The 16,975-nt window shown below is 39.8% G+C and carries 14 protein-coding genes and 7 pseudogenes; 6 read left to right on the plus strand and 15 right to left on the minus strand.

Going from position 1 to position 16,975, the window contains the following annotated elements:
* Positions 1–74 precede the first annotated feature (74 nt).
* The 8 genes and pseudogenes from HMPREF9124_RS12365 to HMPREF9124_RS11710 all read right to left on the minus strand — a co-directional run.
* On the minus strand, positions 75–443 hold the full coding sequence (locus HMPREF9124_RS12365; RefSeq protein WP_009429176.1) for an EXLDI protein: 369 nt from the start codon (positions 441–443) through the stop codon (positions 75–77).
* 5 nt (positions 444–448) lie between these two features.
* Positions 449–1,540, minus strand: a complete 1,092-nt coding sequence (locus tag HMPREF9124_RS07910; RefSeq protein WP_009427915.1) for an ankyrin repeat domain-containing protein — start codon at positions 1,538–1,540, stop codon at positions 449–451.
* Between the two features lie 19 nt (positions 1,541–1,559).
* Entirely contained in the window at positions 1,560–2,624 is a 1,065-nt protein-coding gene (locus tag HMPREF9124_RS07915; protein ID WP_009428404.1) for an ankyrin repeat domain-containing protein, read from the minus strand.
* 135 nt (positions 2,625–2,759) lie between these two features.
* Positions 2,760–2,957, minus strand: coding sequence for a hypothetical protein (locus HMPREF9124_RS07920; RefSeq protein ID WP_009428920.1), 198 nt, complete (start codon positions 2,955–2,957; stop codon positions 2,760–2,762).
* 123 nt (positions 2,958–3,080) lie between these two features.
* Positions 3,081–3,842: a class I SAM-dependent methyltransferase gene (locus HMPREF9124_RS07925; protein ID WP_009429443.1), complete on the minus strand. Its 762-nt coding sequence runs from the start codon at positions 3,840–3,842 to the stop codon at positions 3,081–3,083.
* A gap of 37 nt (positions 3,843–3,879) precedes the next feature.
* Positions 3,880–4,311: pseudogene (locus HMPREF9124_RS12370) on the minus strand (DUF2262 domain-containing protein).
* Between the two features lie 50 nt (positions 4,312–4,361).
* A complete protein-coding gene (locus HMPREF9124_RS12375) occupies positions 4,362–4,730 on the minus strand; it encodes a DUF7021 domain-containing protein (RefSeq protein WP_009429707.1) in 369 nt (122 codons plus the stop codon).
* Between the two features lie 95 nt (positions 4,731–4,825).
* A pseudogene (locus HMPREF9124_RS11710) lies at positions 4,826–5,713 on the minus strand (group II intron maturase-specific domain-containing protein); the annotation flags it as partial.
* Positions 5,714–6,208: 495 nt separating this feature from the next.
* Here HMPREF9124_RS11710 and HMPREF9124_RS12955 point away from each other — a divergent pair.
* From HMPREF9124_RS12955 to HMPREF9124_RS07960, 6 genes and pseudogenes are all read left to right on the plus strand, one after another.
* Positions 6,209–6,887 (plus strand): annotated as a pseudogene (locus HMPREF9124_RS12955) (IS1634 family transposase); the annotation flags it as partial.
* Between the two features lie 147 nt (positions 6,888–7,034).
* Positions 7,035–7,826, plus strand: a complete 792-nt coding sequence (locus HMPREF9124_RS07945) for an ABC transporter ATP-binding protein (protein ID WP_009428633.1) — start codon at positions 7,035–7,037, stop codon at positions 7,824–7,826.
* Positions 7,816–9,486, plus strand: a complete 1,671-nt coding sequence (locus tag HMPREF9124_RS07950; protein WP_242821612.1) for a hypothetical protein — start codon at positions 7,816–7,818, stop codon at positions 9,484–9,486. The genes HMPREF9124_RS07945 and HMPREF9124_RS07950 overlap by 11 nt, the downstream gene beginning before the upstream one ends.
* Positions 9,487–9,974: 488 nt before the next feature.
* Positions 9,975–10,172: pseudogene (locus HMPREF9124_RS12960) on the plus strand (hypothetical protein); the annotation flags it as partial.
* Entirely contained in the window at positions 10,165–10,398 is a 234-nt protein-coding gene (gene tnpB / locus HMPREF9124_RS12965; protein WP_083816311.1) for an IS66 family insertion sequence element accessory protein TnpB, read from the plus strand. The pseudogene HMPREF9124_RS12960 and the gene tnpB, both read left to right, overlap by 8 nt.
* Positions 10,371–10,757, plus strand: coding sequence for a transposase domain-containing protein (locus HMPREF9124_RS07960; RefSeq protein WP_009428306.1), 387 nt, complete (start codon positions 10,371–10,373; stop codon positions 10,755–10,757). Before tnpB ends, HMPREF9124_RS07960 begins: the two co-directional genes overlap by 28 nt.
* Before the next feature lie 49 nt (positions 10,758–10,806).
* Here the strand turns inward: HMPREF9124_RS07960 and HMPREF9124_RS07965 are convergent, their stop codons facing one another.
* The 7 genes and pseudogenes from HMPREF9124_RS07965 to HMPREF9124_RS07995 all read right to left on the minus strand — a co-directional run bounded on the left by HMPREF9124_RS07965 (position 10,807) and on the right by HMPREF9124_RS07995 (position 16,857).
* Entirely contained in the window at positions 10,807–11,022 is a 216-nt protein-coding gene (locus HMPREF9124_RS07965; RefSeq protein WP_009427703.1) for a hypothetical protein, read from the minus strand.
* Between the two features lie 411 nt (positions 11,023–11,433).
* On the minus strand, positions 11,434–12,486 hold the full coding sequence (locus tag HMPREF9124_RS07970) for a metal ABC transporter permease (RefSeq protein ID WP_009428386.1): 1,053 nt from the start codon (positions 12,484–12,486) through the stop codon (positions 11,434–11,436).
* Between the two features lies 1 nt (position 12,487).
* A complete protein-coding gene (locus HMPREF9124_RS07975; RefSeq protein WP_009427897.1) occupies positions 12,488–13,366 on the minus strand; it encodes a metal ABC transporter permease in 879 nt (292 codons plus the stop codon).
* Positions 13,359–14,075: a metal ABC transporter ATP-binding protein gene (locus tag HMPREF9124_RS07980; protein WP_009429598.1), complete on the minus strand. Its 717-nt coding sequence runs from the start codon at positions 14,073–14,075 to the stop codon at positions 13,359–13,361. The genes HMPREF9124_RS07975 and HMPREF9124_RS07980 overlap by 8 nt, the downstream gene beginning before the upstream one ends.
* 15 nt (positions 14,076–14,090) lie before the next feature.
* Positions 14,091–14,973 (minus strand): annotated as a pseudogene (locus HMPREF9124_RS12970) (metal ABC transporter solute-binding protein, Zn/Mn family).
* A 418-nt stretch (positions 14,974–15,391) separates the two neighbouring features.
* Positions 15,392–15,697 (minus strand): annotated as a pseudogene (locus HMPREF9124_RS12875) (group II intron maturase-specific domain-containing protein); the annotation flags it as partial.
* 371 nt (positions 15,698–16,068) lie between these two features.
* A pseudogene (locus HMPREF9124_RS07995) lies at positions 16,069–16,857 on the minus strand (protein-ADP-ribose hydrolase).
* Between the last annotated feature and the right edge of the window lie 118 nt (positions 16,858–16,975).

The raw sequence follows: 16,975 nt of genomic DNA on the forward strand, positions 1-16,975 counted from the left end.
ATATGATATATAAACACAAAGCTATCTCATTATTTGCTTGTTATAGTTCTATAAATCTAGTATTTATACCTAATCTAAATATCCAAAAACTCATAAGGCTTTTCCGAAAGAGAAGATTCGCAGCACTCGGCAAGATACGCATCCTTCTCCTTTAGGCTCTCTATGTCCGGATATACGTTTAACACTCTGTCCCCCAGATTCCAAAAATCATGTGAGAGAGAGAAAAACTCACTTCCGTTTTTATACCTATAAAGCTCTTTTACATCCTCTGGCAGGCTTATCTCCAACTTCTCCTCAAAGGCTGATATCTCTTCCTCTGTTGCTCCAAGGATTTCTTCGTAATCATCGAGATATCCCTCTTCAACAGGGTCATCCATATCCAAATCCTCAAAATTCTCACAAACATACTCTAATATCTGCTTTAGGTTATCGACCATCTGCATACACTTCACCCTTTGTTGTATTTTTCGTACTCACCTTCATTTATTTTTTGCATATATAATGGCATATCATTTATAAATTCAGAGAAATCGCACATATCTCGCATTTCCTCGTGTTCCTCATCATAAAAAGCTACCTTCTTTGTCTTTGGGTTCCACACTATGTAAACATGGTCATAATCTCCCGTAGCCTTTGACAGACGAAGGAACTTCTGCCTTCCTTTTTTCATAGCTACAGTATCAACCAAAGAGAAAAACTCAATCCACTTAAAATCGCAGTCTTTAAGTTCAAAATGCAGTTCTTCACCTTGAAGAAAATCCATTACTGTCTTAGGAAGCTTAAATGGCTTAAGCTCATCTAATTTATTATGTAGGCCATGAAACTCTTCAGGCTCTAACTGCTTAAAATACTCTGCCATTTCCTCATCGCCTTTTTCAACTGCTATGCTGTAAGGACGCATTCCGTCTTTTTCAGTAATTGTCACATCCGCACCATTTTCCACAAGATATTTGCACATTTTAAGATCCACGTATCTGGCTGCTACACAAAGCGGGGTAGGCTTAAAAGGATAGACTGAGTCAGGTGCATTGTAGTTAATATCGACTCCATTTTTAATGAAAAAATCAAGCACCTTATAATTGCTGTCTGAGACTGCACTACGAAATGCCTGTCCGCCGTATTTTTCTACTCTATGGCCTAATTCGTGGATTAGAGCAAGATTATCGTATTTTCCACCATATAATGCCTGACTAAAGGCCTCTGACTTTACATTATTGACCCCGTCTACCTTTGCTCCAAAATCCACAAGATACCTGATAACCTCTTCATCGCAGTACCTCACTGCAAGTAAGAATGAAGGATTACCTTTTACATTCAGATTTGCTCCCTTTTCCACCAGCCACTTAACAGAATCAAAGCTTTCCATAATAAGGGCAAGGTCTAAGGGGGAGATTCTTGTATATTTACCGAGTTTTATATCCTCTTCTATATCGAAGCCCTCAGATAAATGCTTATCTAAAGCCAATGTATCTCCGTTTATAATATCACTTACAATCCCGGGAACAGATTCAAAATCTCCTATGTCTTTTATTGTAATCATCTGCAATCTCCTGTGATTATTATCTGTTATAATTTATTTCGCCTAGCGGAATTGGGTTAGAGTTTAAGATTACCCAACTAACTGCAAGCTCGCATAATCTTGTAATTACACCATCCTCAGCCAAACCTTTTCCATCTATCTTTGAAATAAGCTCCTTACTCTCTTCTATCTCCTTCTCTGACAGCGCATTTCCTTCTGCAAAATGAACCGGCAGCGAATTTAGCATATTTCTATAACTCCTATCCCAGTTTATTCCACCGTTTCTGTTAATTTCATCGTCCACCCTGCCTGTTATGCGGATAACCTCTCCCTGCACCGTTTTTGCGGCTCCTGTTGAAGGAATGAGTAAGTCCCAAAGTTCGTTATACTGCTCCTTCCATGTGCCTTCCTTTACAAGAATAGGAGAAACTCCGTCATGTATTATTCTTTTTGTCACAGGCTTTGCACCAAAGATATTGTAGAGCTTTGACAAGGCTACATCAGCCTCTTCAAGCGACTCTTTACTAAAATTTTCCCTGTGGAATTCAAAATCCTTACCAATTATTTCTACTTTTTCTGCCATCTCAGGCGTAATTTCTACACCTGCCTTTATTAACATTTCTGCTATTTGGGCCAAAGGCACTACCCTGAGTCCTCCACACACTGTAAGAGCGGCTAGTAGAGGAGTTTCTTCCCTATCATTTTTAGCATTGACATCTGCCCCCTTTTCAATCAAAAAGCGTACTGTATTAGGGCGGAAATACTCTGCTGCCACATGAAGCGGCGTATTTCCATATCTATCTGGCTTTTGTACATCTCCTCCCAGCTCATAAAGCAGTTTTACTGTATCCATGCCAAAGGTTGCCTGACTATACAAAGGTGTGCAGCCATAATAGTCAGGTATATTTACATCAAGGCCCTGCTTAACGAGCCAGATAACAAGCTCGTCAGGTACACCCTTGTAATGAAGTGCAGTGTGCAGACCGAATTTTCCATCATAGGCAGTAAGCTCACATTTATCATAGACAGCTTTAAGTGCTTCAATATCTCCCACTTTAAGCAATTCATCAAAGTCTTTTGGCAGGGTAACTCTTTTCTTTGCCATTACTCTTCTCCTTCGTTTTATTTAAATCATTTGTAATACATCCTTTATATCCTTTATCAGGTATAATTTATACTATACATTTCGTTAGCATAAAACATCGATTTCTACTTACAAAATTATTGTTATTTTAGTATTTTAACTCCATTTCAGTTCTTTAACATTTTTCAATATCATTGATTTCCCACTATAATCATTTTTTAATTCAACTTCATTTTCTTTAACTTTCACATTATTATACCAATCGCCAAGGCTTGCGTATTCTCCCGTATGTATGTTGATGAGCCTGCTCGTTATAGGATTCCAAGTACCCTTCTCTGCTACTATAAATTCCATTGCGTCCTCCTTATACTTGGATTAAATAATTTCAATTCCCTCTCCAACTTTATTTTGCCCTTCCATTATATAAAACTCAGTTCCACAGACTAATCCGGAATAATCAACCTCTTCATAAATTTATTATTTCTTTTTAGCCACAAAATAATATCTATGAATTTTCCCCTTAATTACACCTTCTTTATCAAGAATTTCCTGTGCTTTAAAAAGGTTATCCTGATATTTCTCCACTTCAAAACCCGGAAATTCCCAATCAATAATTCTGGCAAACCAAACCAGTGCACCTACATCATAAAACTCTATCGGTCTGTAGACTTCATCTGCTTCCACAATGTCAAAGCCGTTATCAGTAAATTTCTGTCTTGCAATACTTAAATATGCTTCCGGAAAAGGAATTTCAACATCACCTATCAAAAGTTCTACAAGTTCTCTGTCATTTTCTGCACCGACTTGTTGCGTAAGAAATACTCCTCCGCTTTTAAGAGTTCTTTTAATTTCGTTTATGTTATATTGACCATGCCTGTTAGTAATAATGTCAAAGTAGTTATCTTCAAAAGGAAGAATATCTCCTCCGTCACATGCTTTAAAATCTATTCCTAAAGGAAGAAGTCTGTCCTCACATATTTTGATGTTTGGTTCATACCCTTCAATCGCAGCAGTATATTTAGCGTTTGCCATAAAAGACAAAAGAAATTCGCCACCTCCTGTTTCCATGTCCAATAAATAATCTGTACCATTCAAATAGGATTTTATAATGTTTTCAAAATCCCAAGGGAGATCATCCTCTTCTTTATATCTTCCTCTAATATGTGAGAAATCCCAACCTTTAATATGCGCTATTTCCTGCTCAAGTAACCATTGATTTATAAGTGCTTGTTTTTCCATTTTTCTCCTTTCACTACCAAAAATATCAGTATATGTTTTATCCCTCAATATCAGCCAACAATATCCCCTTCTTAGGGCTTCCATTAACTGCTATGCTGTATCCAAAGAAAAGGTCATCATCATCAAGATAAGCTGTAAATGAACCTCCCGATGTCACCCATATTAAGCTTAAGCTAATTCTCTTTGCAAAGCTTTCTTCTATAATTAAAGCAGCTTCTTCATCAGATTCTGCCCATTCACAGGCAAGTTTTGTAAGCTTTTAGGCTGCAAAACTACGCAGGTCTGCATCCCATTTTTCCTGTTCCAAAACCATTGTTTTTATAGCCTTTTTAGCCTTTGTTATACCGCTCTTATTATCCTTGTCTACATATAAAGATATATGTATCCTGCCACCAAGCCAAGACAGGTTTCCCTCAAAGCTTTTAAGCTGCTTATCATAAGTTAGCTCACCCAATACATCATCTTGCAAAATTATCGGCTTTCTATACTCTGTAAGTATTTCTTCAAGTTCCGGACAAGCTACGTTTTTTCAAGAACTTCCACAATCAAAAAATGGTTTTTTATAGGCAAGGCACCGTTTGGAACTTCCTCCGGTACCTTTTCACGTACCTTTAATCTGTAAATGGTTTCATCTTCAAATTGATATGGCAGATTTTCTGTGTCTGTGACAGGAAATGCTATCCGTCCTTCCTCCTTATGCAGTTCACCTGTTTTACAGTCCACATAGGCTAAGAAATACTCCTCCCATTCCCAAAAACCGTTTCTAAGGCTTCCACCACCACCTTCATGTCTTAGAATAATAATCTCTCTTTCTTCTTTCTCAAAAGAGTTTTCCCATTCACTCTGTGTCATTTTATTTCTTAGTCTTATATATTCTATTAATTCCATTATTCTCTCCAATCAATCCCAAACGATTTCCAAACATTTATAATTTTCAGTACATATAATTATTCCTAAATCGAGTAGGAGGCGTGACTAACCGCCGTCCTCGCCAGGTCTTTGGGAACTCCCATGCCCATCAGGTTTCGGTATCTGGTTCGCACACGTTTCCATTGTTTCCATATACACATACGTATTCTGTGATAGAGCCATCCGTTAATGTCGTTCATGTTGCTCTTCATACTTGCTATTCCATAGTAGTTAAGCCACCCTCTTGCATATACCTTGATTCTTTCTAGGCTCGGATTGATTGACTGACAGCGCTTACGGGAAGAAAGCTCTTTCAGCTTCGACTTAAACTTCTCCCAAGACTTTGCATGAACTCGGACATATATGCCACTTCTGTTCCTTCCCAGTGCAAAGCCAAGGAATTTAAAATTTCGGATTGCAAATACACTGACAGTACGGCTTTTCTCTCGATTCACTGTAAGTTTCAGTTCCTCCTCAAGATACCTCGTACTGCTCTCTGCGTCTCTGTTTGGACGGTAACCGTAACTGCCGTCTGTAAAAAGTGGCTCATAGATTGGAACTAACTGCTGTGTTATCGCCTGTTGAAGTGTACGGTCTATCACTGTTGGTATGCCAAGCTTTCGCACACCACCATCTGGTTTGGGAATCTCAACTCGTCTTACTGGAGACGGAGTATACTTTCCATGATAGATACGGTTAGTTAACTCCTGTTGATGTTCCTGAAGATAAGGAAGTGCCTCTTTGATGGTCATTCCATCAACTCCAGGTGCTCCCTTGTTTGCCTTCACTCTCTTATACGCTCTGTTAAAATTATCCTTATACAGTATCGCTTCCAAGAGCTTCGGCTGTACACTATCTCTTTCTTTCCAAATCAGATTGAATGACCTGCGCGCTTTTGCATACCCTTCATGTTCCGCACTATCTCTCTGCAAACAGCCATTGTTTTCAATGTTTTCTGCCATAACCAGTCATTCCTCCTTTCTCAGTCATACTTGAGACTCCTACTGATTCGGTCCTTTGTCTCTCGACTACTATGACTTCTGCTGACTTCTGTGTGTTCAGCATTGCTTTTTGCAATGGTTACCTCTTTCGAGGCATATCACACAGGCCTCCCTAGGTACCACACGTTTCTTCCTCTCCATATATCTGCCTCATCTATCATGCATGATTCCGTGTAGTTATTGGACTTTGGCTTGTATTGCAGTCTTATCCTCATGCATAGCCTCATATGAGATTTCTGTTCGTCAGACCAGAGATTTGCCCATGAGTTAGTATCTTCCTCATATCCAGCTTCCTTCAGATTCGAGGTCACCCTCGACACCCTTGCCTTCGGCTATATCCTTCCCACTACCGGGTGGATTCGGGACTTTAACCCGTTAGAAACGTGCGCCGCTAGGCGCACGATAAGAAAAACCTGCCAGCTGGCAGATTTTTTTGGGGCAGACAGATTATTTACCATTTACTTTAATCCTAAGCTTGCAGAAAAACACATATACGAGATTAATAAACTGGTTGAAAAAAGCCCACAATCTAAAAACCTCACAGGCTAAAAGGTCTGAGTTTGGTGACTGTTCAAAGTATGTAACTTTTATACCTACAGATAAAAAAGGAAATAAAGAAGACGGGAAAATTAAAGTTAAAATAAATGAAGAGGCGGTAGAAAAAGCAAAAAATCTTGCAGGATATAATCTAATTGCAACGTCAGAGCTGTCAATGACTTCAAAAGAAATATATGATACATACCATAATCTTTGGCGAATCGAGGAGTCATTCAGGGCAATGAAATCACAGCTTGACGCCAGACCTGTATACCTCCAAAAATAAGACTCAATTATCGGTCATTTCCTGATATGTTACCTTGCTGTTCTTCTTTCCCGAATGCTGCAAATTTACATCTTAGAAGATAAATATGGAATTGAAGAAGTATTTAACTTTATAAGGGGTTTTAAGGTAGCAAAGATCTCAGATTATAAATACATAAACCTTACATGTAGTTCAGACTTTATAAAGAAACTAGCTATAAATACAAAACTTCCATTGACATTGTATTTTCTTAATAATGAAGATATAAACGAGATATCGCACGCTTTGCGCACGATACTCGTTATGAATAAAATGCTAAGCCATAGGTTCTAATCTTTGGCTTAGCACTATTTTTTAATCTCAACTCCAAAAGACAGGTAATATACATGTCAAATAGAAAAAACAGGAGTAGAATGTAATGGTTTGAGATCAATATTTAGTGATATTATTATTTTAATATAATCAGAGTGGAGGAATTGTATGGATACGGTACTTAGACTGACTAATGTGAATAAAAGCTTTGGAGCGCATCATGTTCTCCATGATGTGAGCTTTGAGGCAGGCAGGGGAGAGCTTATCGGCTACATAGGGCCAAACGGAAGTGGCAAGTCCACAACTGTTAAGCTGATGCTTGGAATCCTTGGTGGATACACAGGTACAATTGAGGTCTTTGGTAAGAATATCGAAGAAGACCTGGTAAGCTACAAGAGGAAGATAGGCTATGTACCTGAGATACTCTCACTCTATGAGAGCCTTACAGGGGAAGAATATATCTCTTTCTTATCCTCTGTCTACGAGCTTAGCAACTGGAGAGGTAGGATGGAGGAGCTTGCGGAGATATTTCAGATAAATGATGCGCTCACCACTCGTATCTCTGGTTATTCAAAGGGTATGAAGCAAAAAATAGCCATCATAGGAAGCCTTATACATAACCCTGACATCCTCTTCCTTGATGAACCGCTTAACGGTATGGATACTAATAGCGTGGCTGTGTTTAAGGAGGTGCTTAAGACACTTACCAAACAGGGGAAGACCATATTTTATTCCTCTCATATTATGGAAGTGGTGGAACAGATGAGCAGTAGGGTTATCCTTCTTAAGGACGGGGCAGTCATAGCAGATTCTACGGTTGAAGAGCTGAAAAACAACAGCAGGGGCAGTAGTATGGAGGAGATTTTCAATGACCTTACAGGCTTTACAAAGGGACACGACCTTGCAGCTAAGTTTGTAGACACACTGACCGGAGGTGAGACTATTGAAGATGAAAAATAGCGAACCCTTTGTGCTTAAGGTAGTTGATAAATGTGTAAAGCCATTTTTAAGTAAAGACTTAAACTATGGTCAGATTAGGGAGATGCTTAGGCTAAAGCTAATTATGGATAGCAGAAGGGTTTCCCCTGCTCTGCAAAATAATGGGAAGAAGATAGGGAAAGAGCCGAAAAGATCTATGATTTTAACCTGTCTGGTTTATATGGGTTTAGGAATTTTTATCGCTTTTATGCAGATTATGCCAAATATGTTTGGAGCTAATACAATCAGCTTTGCAATGCTCATATTCATGTTATTTTCCGTCTATATCAGTGAGTATTCATCTGTACTCTTAGATACTACAGAAAAGTCATTTTACGGAGCACTGCCGATTGGGAAAAACGAGATAAGTACTGCAAAAAATATACATATAGCTTATTATATAGGAACTATAGCAGCCTCTATGATGCTGCCATCTATAGTTGTCGGCTTTATTTCTAAGGGAATCCTATACGGCTTTGCGTTCACTCTGGTATCGATTGTGATTGTTGTCGTTTGCCTCCACCTTGCAGGAGTCATTTACTACCTCCTTCTCAAGGTATTTTCCGGAGAGAAGCTAAAGGACATATTAAGCGGCTTTCAGATATTTATGACAATAGCGATAATACTCTCGTATCAGATTGTGCCAAGAGTCGTAAGCATAGCAGGCTTCTCAAAGGGGGAACTTACATTTTCGCCATTTTATTTTTTTCTGCCATCAGCTTGGTTCTCAGCTATACTGGAGAGCCTATTTGGTGCGGGTGGAGCATGGTATATATATGTACTGGCAGGAATCACAGTGCCTGCTGTCATCTTGCTTGAAGTAATATACAGGAAAAAGGCTATGCCGGAGTTTGAAGGAGAACTTGACAAGCTTACGGAAACAGCCAAGGAAAATAAAACACTTTCAGCATTTTCAAATCTTATGTGTAAGCTCCTCTCAAAGGATGAGCAGGAAAATGCCTTTATGAAGCTTGTGCTGATACAGGTGTCAAGAAACAGGGATATGAAGCTTAAGCTCTATCCACAGCTTGCCAATGTATTTATTCTCCCTATAATAATGGTTCTGCCACAGATTACAGGTGAAAAAGGACTTACAGGCTTTATAGAAAATCTCAGAGAAGGAAGATGGGGGCTGGCTCTGCTTTATTTTACAGGGCTTACTTCCGCAGCCATCTATGGGATAATAACTCAGACTGAGAATAAAGAGAGCATAATGTTCTATCAGATTCTTCCAATTGAGAATCTAAGTAAATGTATAAGGGCAGGAGTTAAGGTAGTATTGTTTCGCTATCTGACGCCTATCTTTGTGGCTCTGTCAGATCTGCTTTTTGCGGTTTATGGAATTGCTATCCTACCCGACATAGTCATTGCCTACTTGTCGTTTATATTTGTAACAAGTCTTATGATAAGAGTAGGTACTTGGGAGCTTCCATTTTCTTCGGAATTCAATCCTGCAAATGTAGGACGGGGATTACTGTTGTTATTTATGAGTTTATTCATACTTGCCTTATTTGGATGGACGCATATATTTTGGCTTAAAACCCTAGAGTTACAGCTAATAGGTATAGTGGTGATGATACTGGCTAACCTTGTATTATGGAAGTTCTTTATGAATAAGAAATACATTATAGCCAGAGGATAAGAAATATTTTTCTTAAAGGTTAAGAAAAATGAAGAGCTAAGTGACTTATGACGTATAAAAGCTTGTAGGAAGAGTATTGATAGAGCATATAAAAGTATATAAAAAGTGGCTGCCACTCTAAGAAGTGTTTATTCTTAGGGTGACAGCCTTTTCTAGTCTCTAAGTTGCGGGAGCTTAATCATATCTGTAATCTGCTAATTTTATACAATTAACAGTAGATTCGTAAATGGTCAATAACCCGTCATCTTTTTTCTTTCCACAAAAATTGAGATAATCGTGAGAAGTGTGAAAAGTTGAACGCACTTTTTCCACTTTACAAACTTTTCCCACTTTGCACACTATCTCAGGGAGGAATTCAAGATGAACACAAAACTCGCTACAAGCAGGATGCGAACAGGGCAATGGGCTGACATTATTAAAGATTGTAGGAGAGCGGTCTAAAAGTAGATGACTATTGTGCACAACATGGTCTCTCCAGAAATGCCTACTTCTACCGGCTTCGAAAGGTAAAGGAAGCCGCCCTTACGCAGAGTGGATTTGTGGAAGTACGGCAACAAGTGGAGGTTTCCTCCTGCTATCCATCTCCAAAGTTAACAGCGTCCGTAAATGAAATCGTCCTAGGGATTGACGAAAACACGCCGATGGATTTACTGACAAATGTTATAAAGGTCTTGAAAAATGCTTAACGATGCTTCCGGATTCAAACACATTTATCTCTGTACCGGATATACAGACCTTAGAAGAGGTATTGATGGCCTAATTGCAGTAGTTAATGCCGGTTTTAAACTTGATCCCAGGGAATCAGGCTCCATCTTTTTGTTTTGTGGTCGCATCGGTGATCGCATAAAAGCTCTCCTGTACTTACTCGGTTTTTTTCAGGTTTTTTGCAAGAAAGAACGTCAAAAAGAATAAAAAATTTCTTTGCAATCTATGTGTATCTCCGAGTGTATTTACGGGATGCTTTAATCCCTCTGGATAATAATGACACAGAAAGAAGTATCAGAAGCTTCTGCGTTGGAAAGCATTCTTGGCACATCATCGATTCCGTGAGAGGAGCCTCTGCCAGTGCCCTTCTATACAGTATTGCGGAAAGTGCAAAGGCAAACCAACTAAAGCCCTACGAATACTTTGCATACCTACTAAAGGAACTCCTAAAATATCCAAGAGAAAATGTTCCTGAGGAAGAACTGAAAAAACTGATGCCTTGGTCGGAGGTATTACCGGATAGCTGTAGAAAGAATAAAACCAATCGAGTAGGAGGCGGTGACTAACCGCCGTCCTCTCACAGCACTGTACGTACGGTTCTCGTATACAGCGCTTTCAATAGTTGACGTGCACAGACTGATAGGCTGTGGCTAAATCATAAAAGCCACTGTTTATCAGTCTTTCTTTTGTCATTGCCATGTTCATGACAACTGTCTGTGTTGTAAACCAATAGCCTCGTCTGCTGTTTGCCACTTTCCATGCCAGGTCTTTGGGAACTCCCATGCTCATCAGGTTTCGGTATCTGGTTCGCACACGTTTCTTCCCCTCCATATATCTGCCTCATCTATCATGCATGATTCCGTGTAGTTATTGGACTTTGGCTTGTCTTGCAGTCTTATCCTCATGCATAACCTCATATGAGATTTCTGTCCGTCAGACCAGAGATTTGCCCATGAGTTAGTATCTTCCTCATATCCAGCTTCCTTCAGATTCGAGGTCACCCTCGACACCCTTGCCTTCGGCTATATCCTTCCCACTACCGGGCGGATTCGGGACTTTAACCCGTTAGAAACGTGCGCCGATAGGCGCACCTTTGAAGAGCCCTCCGATAATTCGGAGGGCTTTATCTATCTCTCAATTAAATCCTCTACCTCACAGCCGAGGGCTTTTATTCCTCAATCTCCACAAACTTCTCTCTGCCTCTCTCGGTCAAATCATAAATATTCTTATCTATATCTATCCTTATAAACCCTTTTTTATAAGTCTTCCTGCTATTTTATCAACCTCGGCCTGCTTCCATTTGAGATGGTTCTTGATTGAGCCTAATCCCAGTTCCTCACTTTCCTCCTTTTTGCCTGAATGATTACCTATATGGTTGAGGAAAAGTCCTAGTTTTAACTCACTTTTTCTCTGTAATCTTATAAATATAGCAGTAATCAGCCCTTCTCTATTAAACAAAAAGGTAAGTAAAAATGTAACTCCTGCGGCTGCAGCTGTCATTCCAGACATAGATACATTCATAAGAAGCGAAAACACATAGCCTATAATAGAATTGATAACTGCATAGCCAACCGAAATGGCTATCATCACCTTAAGATCTTTACTTATAAGATAGGCCGCTGCCCCCGGAGTAATCAAAAACGAAACCACCAAAATAGCCCCCACAGCATCAAAAGCTGTAACTGCTGTAAATGATGAAAGTGTCATCAATACATAAAACAGGGCTACCGAGGAAAATCCTGCAAGCTTTGCGAATCCCCTATCAAAAGTAGTTATCTTAAGTTCCTTAAAAAAGATAATAACAAAGAGCAGGTTTATCAACAATAATATCTCCATTTGAACCAGAGCCTTAGGCAGGCTCATTCCAATAAACTCTACCCTATTTAATGGTGCAATTATGACCTCTCCCATTAGCACTACGTCAGTATCCAGATGTACATTTCTTGCAAATTTAGTGATTAAAACAACTGCAAGAGCAAAAAACATCGGAAAAACTATTCCCACTGCATCATCATTTTTAACAAGTCCTGTCCCTGAAAGAAACTCCACGACAAAGACAGTAATTACCCCAAACAATGCCGCTCCTGCTATTAGAAATGGCGAACCCACATCTTTTACTATGAAAAATGCGATAACTATTCCCAGTAAAACTGAATGTGAAATGGCATCTGAAACCATTGAAAGCTTCCTTAATACCAAAAACGGGCTCAAAATAGCACAAGCCATGGCAGTCGCTACTAGCACAAAAAGAGATTCGTAGGATATGGCAAAATATGACATTAGTGAATCTATCATTTCACCCCTGCCTCCTCATCCTAAGATTCTTTATCATCCCATGTGGTCCTATCACAAGAGAAATGATTGCAAGACTTCCCATTATGAGGATAATAGTTGCTCCTGTGCTCATCCCCTCATAAGCGGTTGATATATAAGTGCCGATAAGTGCAGAAACTCCACCAACCACGCCTGCTATTATAAGTACCCAACCAAATTTATCACTCCATTGAAGAGCAGTAATTGCGGGTATTATAAGTAAAGATGAAATAAGGATAGCTCCTACCAGTTTCAATCCTGTCGCTATTATTCCCATAGTCATTACAAGAATTATTCCATAGAGTAAAACCGTCTTTATGCCAATTGTGCTTGCATATATTTCATCAAATAAGAATACTTTTATTTCTTTGTAAAACAAAATCAGTAAAACTAACATAGGTATGCCAACATATACTATAAGCTTTACATCATCCTTCATAATGTAAGCAGCCTGTCCGAAGATATAGCTTGAAAGCCCTGACTGAGCAGCGTCTTTATAAGTACTGTTGCCCTGAATATGGCTTTTTAGTACCATGCCAACCCCAAAAAATGAAGATAAAACTACTGCAAGTATCGCGTCCAGCTTAAGCTTTGAATTCTCTTTTATAAATTGAATAAGAATGAAGGCAGTAGTACCTGATACTACCGCCCCCAGAGTTAAAAGCACCGGTTCTCTTTGCATAAATAACATAAATGATAGGACTATCCCCGGAAATGCGGCATGACCAATGGCATCCCCTATCAGCGACTGTCCCTTAAGCACTGTAATACAGCCCACAGCCCCTGCTATAGCCGCAAGCAAAAATGTACCGCTTCCAACTATGATAAACGTATAGCTTGTAAGTATATCGATGTTAAACATTTTTCATCATCGCCTTTTCTAAATTTTCGTTTGTGAATGCCTCACTTACCCTGCCTTCAGCCACTACCTTTTTGTTGATTATAACCACATGATCAAAATATTCCCTTATTGTGGCAAGGTCGTGATGGACTATCACAGCAGTTTTCCCCTTTTTTTGCTCTTCTTTTATAAAATCAATTATTACCTTCTCCGTAACCTTATCTATGCCAGCAAGAGGCTCATCCATAAAATAAATCTCTGCCTCCTGTGCTATCAGTCTTGCTATAAATACCCTCTGCCTCTGCCCTCCTGAAAGCTTGGATATCTGCCTATTCTTAAACTCATACATGCCTATCCTTTTAAGAGCAGCCTCTGCTTTTTCCCTATCCTCCCACCCGGGATGCCTAAACCAGCCAAGGTGTACATATCTGCCCATTAGCACAACATCCATAACGGTGGTTGGAAAGTCCCAGTTTACCTCAGAAGTCTGTGGAATATAGGCTATTTTCTTCTGAACCTTTTTAATAGGCTCACCCATAATCAAAATCTCTCCTGCAAGTTTTTTTTGAAGCCCTAATATCCCTTTTATTAAGGTCGATTTCCCTGCTCCATTAGGCCCTATTATGGCTGTAACCGAACCTGCCATTATATCTATGTCGCAATCCCTAAGTACAGGCTTGTCGTGGTAGGCTATGGTCAAATCCTCTACCTTTACAATCACCTCTTCCATGCCTACCCCTCCTTCTTACTTTAAGTTTTCAGTGATTAACTTTATATTGTGTTTATACATATCTATGTAAGTATCACCACTTTGCCCCTCGGGTGCAAGCGAGTCGGAAAACAGCTCATTTCCCTCACCACTTACAACCTTTACATCAAAGCCCTTAGCCCTGCAAGCCTCTTTAAGCTTCTCCATCCTTGCCGGGTCTGTGGTAGATTCTGCAAAAATAGCTTTCACCTTATGCTTCACAATAAAGTCAACAGTCTTATCTATATCTTTATTTGCGACCTCTGAATCTGTGCTAACCCCTTGTGGTGCTACAACTTCAATACCGTATCTTCTTGAAAAATAGTTAAAGGCATCGTGTGGAGTAATCAAATACTTTCCGCCCTCAGGTAGAGTATCAAGCGCTTTTTTGTTTTCTTCATCAAGAGCCGTAAGCTTTTCTACATAAGCTTTGGTATTTTTTCTATTTCATCTTTTTTATCTGGCAAAAGCTCTGAAAGCTTTGCTCCTGCATTTTCAGTAGCTTCCTTGTAAAGATCTATATCAAACCAAAAATGCGGATCTATAATTGCAGCCCCATCTTCCTCCATCTTGCCAATCTTGTCCTCTGAAAATGTGGATGCTACTGCATATCCCTTCTTTTCAAGTACCTCCTGCATCTTCCCCTCAAAGTGAAGTCCGTGAAAAAGCACCAAATCAGCCTCGGCAATCTTCCTTAAATCCTCCGGCTTTGCCACATAAAGATGTGGATCTTCTCCTGCTGGTATAATAAGCTCTTTATCTACCATATCGCCTGCAAGCTGATTTACCATATCATATAAAAATGAAGTAGTAACTGTTACTTTTTCTTTGTCATTTGGGAGTCAGTCTTTCCTGAACCTCCCATCGCACCGGAAATCATGGTACTTTTAGAGCCTTCATCTTTCTTAGAAGTCATTGTTTCTCCCTGACTTCCTGTTTTCCCACAACTTGTTAATAGTATAATTCCGAGTAGTAAAAATATTAATGTCTTTTTCAATTTCTTCTCTTCTCCTTTTTCAGTATAAATTTCAAGCTTGACATTAGTTAGTCTAAACTAACTAATAGATAGTATATAATTAAGAAGAAGATATGTCAAGGAGGTTCTTTAGTAATGAAATTGATAGTCTGTGCGAAAGCCACTTATTTCGTGTAAGTCATCAGTTATCTTTTCTCTTTTGTATAGCGGCATAAAGCCCTGCCCTGCATCGCTGCAATATATGGTTTTAATCGAGTAGGAGGCGGTGACTAACCGCCGTCCTCTCACAGCACTGTACATACGGTTCTCGTATACAGCGCTTTCAATAGTTGACGTGCACAGACTGATATGCTGTGGCTAAATCATAAAAGCCACTGTTTATCAGTCTTTCTTTTGTCATTGCCATGTTCATGACAACTGTATGTGTTGTAAACCAATAGCCTCGTCTGCTGTTTGCCGTTTTCCACCCTAGGTCTTGAGGAACTCCCATGCTCATCAGGTTTCGGTATCTGGTTCGCACACGTTTCCATTGTTTCCATATACACATACGTATTCTGTGATAGAGCCATCCGTTGACATCATTCATGTTGCTCTTCATACTTGCTATTCCATAGTAGTTAAGCCACCCTCTTGCATCCTCATGCATAACCTCATATGAGATTTCTGTTCGTCAGACCGGAGATTTGCCCATGAGTTAGTATCTTCCTCATATCCAGCTTCCTTCAGATTCGAGGTCACCCTCGACACCCTTGCCTTCGGCTATATCCTTCCCACTACCGGGCGGATTCGGGACTTTAACCCGTTAGAAACGTGCGCCGATAGGCACACAAGAAAAAGCCATGATGTAATTTTGCATTTTACATCATGGCTTTGCAAGCTTATCTAGGACAACTGACAAAATCTTTACTCTATTAGGGCAAAATGGGTCTTCTAAAATGGGTCTGTAGAATGCTAAGGCTATTTTTCGCAGCTGTAGCTCTGAAATCCGGCAGGCTCTCTCTATCCTTTTAACAACTCTTCATAAATCTCTCTGTCCTCGTCGGTAAAGACATTGAAAATCACTCTTTCTACAGTGCTTTCAGGATGGGCATCCAGCCATTCTCTTACGGTACTTACCGCAATCTCTGCCGCCTTATCCTTTGGAAACATAAATACGCCGGTGGAAATGCAACAAAAGGCAATGGACTTACATTTTGCTTCCGTAGCCTTCGTAAGGCACGCTCGATAGCAGGACTTCAAGTCTTCCACTTCTTTTTCTGTGAGTTCCCCTTGCACGATTGGTCCAACAGTATGGAGTACATATTATGCCGGAAGATTATAGCCCGGCGTAATCTTACATTGGCCGGTGGCTTCTTCATGGCCCTGCTCCTGCATTTGCCGAAAACAGGCATAGCGCATCTGCACTCCTGCCATGCTGTGCTCCACATTATCAATGCAGTTATGGTTTGGAATAAAACAGCCCAGCAATGCACTGTTACAGGCATTGACAATGGCATCCACCTTTAAGGTGCTGATGTCCCCTTGCCATAATACCAATCGTTTATCCAAGGCTGTGGCTTCCAAACTGTCCCCATCCACTACGCCCTTTTCACGGGTCATTTCCTGCAAAAAGCTGTCCTGCATTTTCAGGAAGTCCTCTGAAGCTTCCTTTGGCTTTCTCACATTAAAGAGTCCACGGAGGAGTCTCCACTGTTCTTCCGAAGTTTTCGGAATCGGATAATGGGCGTACTCCGGCATTTCCTTTTGTAATTCCTGAATTAACCAGACTCTTCTTTCCCCTTGTGTCATCTTTGCCTCCTCGTACTTAAAAAGATCAAAGGTCTTTCCTACCATTGCATCAAGCATTCGGCAAGATATAAGATTAAGTATAAACTAAGCATGAAATTAAGCATAAAACTAAGTATAA

It is taken from the genome of Oribacterium sp. oral taxon 108 str. F0425 (assembly GCF_000214455.1).
GTDB classification, from domain to species: domain Bacteria; phylum Bacillota; class Clostridia; order Lachnospirales; family Lachnospiraceae; genus Oribacterium; species Oribacterium asaccharolyticum.

What these genes read in the sequence shown, in the direction of transcription:
- HMPREF9124_RS12365 (WP_009429176.1), bottom strand. Translation starts at nt 443, where the DNA reads ATGCAGATGGTCGATAACCTAAAGCAGATATTAGAGTATGTTTGTGAG.
- HMPREF9124_RS07910 (WP_009427915.1), bottom strand. Translation starts at nt 1,540, where the DNA reads ATGATTACAATAAAAGACATAGGAGATTTTGAATCTGTTCCCGGGATT.
- HMPREF9124_RS07915 (WP_009428404.1), bottom strand. Translation starts at nt 2,624, where the DNA reads ATGGCAAAGAAAAGAGTTACCCTGCCAAAAGACTTTGATGAATTGCTT.
- HMPREF9124_RS07920 (WP_009428920.1), bottom strand. Translation starts at nt 2,957, where the DNA reads ATGGAATTTATAGTAGCAGAGAAGGGTACTTGGAATCCTATAACGAGC.
- HMPREF9124_RS07925 (WP_009429443.1), bottom strand. Translation starts at nt 3,842, where the DNA reads ATGGAAAAACAAGCACTTATAAATCAATGGTTACTTGAGCAGGAAATA.
- HMPREF9124_RS12375 (WP_009429707.1), bottom strand. Translation starts at nt 4,730, where the DNA reads ATGGAATTAATAGAATATATAAGACTAAGAAATAAAATGACACAGAGT.
- HMPREF9124_RS07945 (WP_009428633.1), top strand. Translation starts at nt 7,035, where the DNA reads ATGGATACGGTACTTAGACTGACTAATGTGAATAAAAGCTTTGGAGCG.
- HMPREF9124_RS07950 (WP_242821612.1), top strand. Translation starts at nt 7,816, where the DNA reads ATGAAAAATAGCGAACCCTTTGTGCTTAAGGTAGTTGATAAATGTGTA.
- tnpB (WP_083816311.1), top strand. Translation starts at nt 10,165, where the DNA reads ATGCTTAACGATGCTTCCGGATTCAAACACATTTATCTCTGTACCGGA.
- HMPREF9124_RS07965 (WP_009427703.1), bottom strand. Translation starts at nt 11,022, where the DNA reads ATGGAGGGGAAGAAACGTGTGCGAACCAGATACCGAAACCTGATGAGC.
- HMPREF9124_RS07970 (WP_009428386.1), bottom strand. Translation starts at nt 12,486, where the DNA reads ATGATAGATTCACTAATGTCATATTTTGCCATATCCTACGAATCTCTT.
- HMPREF9124_RS07975 (WP_009427897.1), bottom strand. Translation starts at nt 13,366, where the DNA reads ATGTTTAACATCGATATACTTACAAGCTATACGTTTATCATAGTTGGA.
- HMPREF9124_RS07980 (WP_009429598.1), bottom strand. Translation starts at nt 14,075, where the DNA reads ATGGAAGAGGTGATTGTAAAGGTAGAGGATTTGACCATAGCCTACCAC.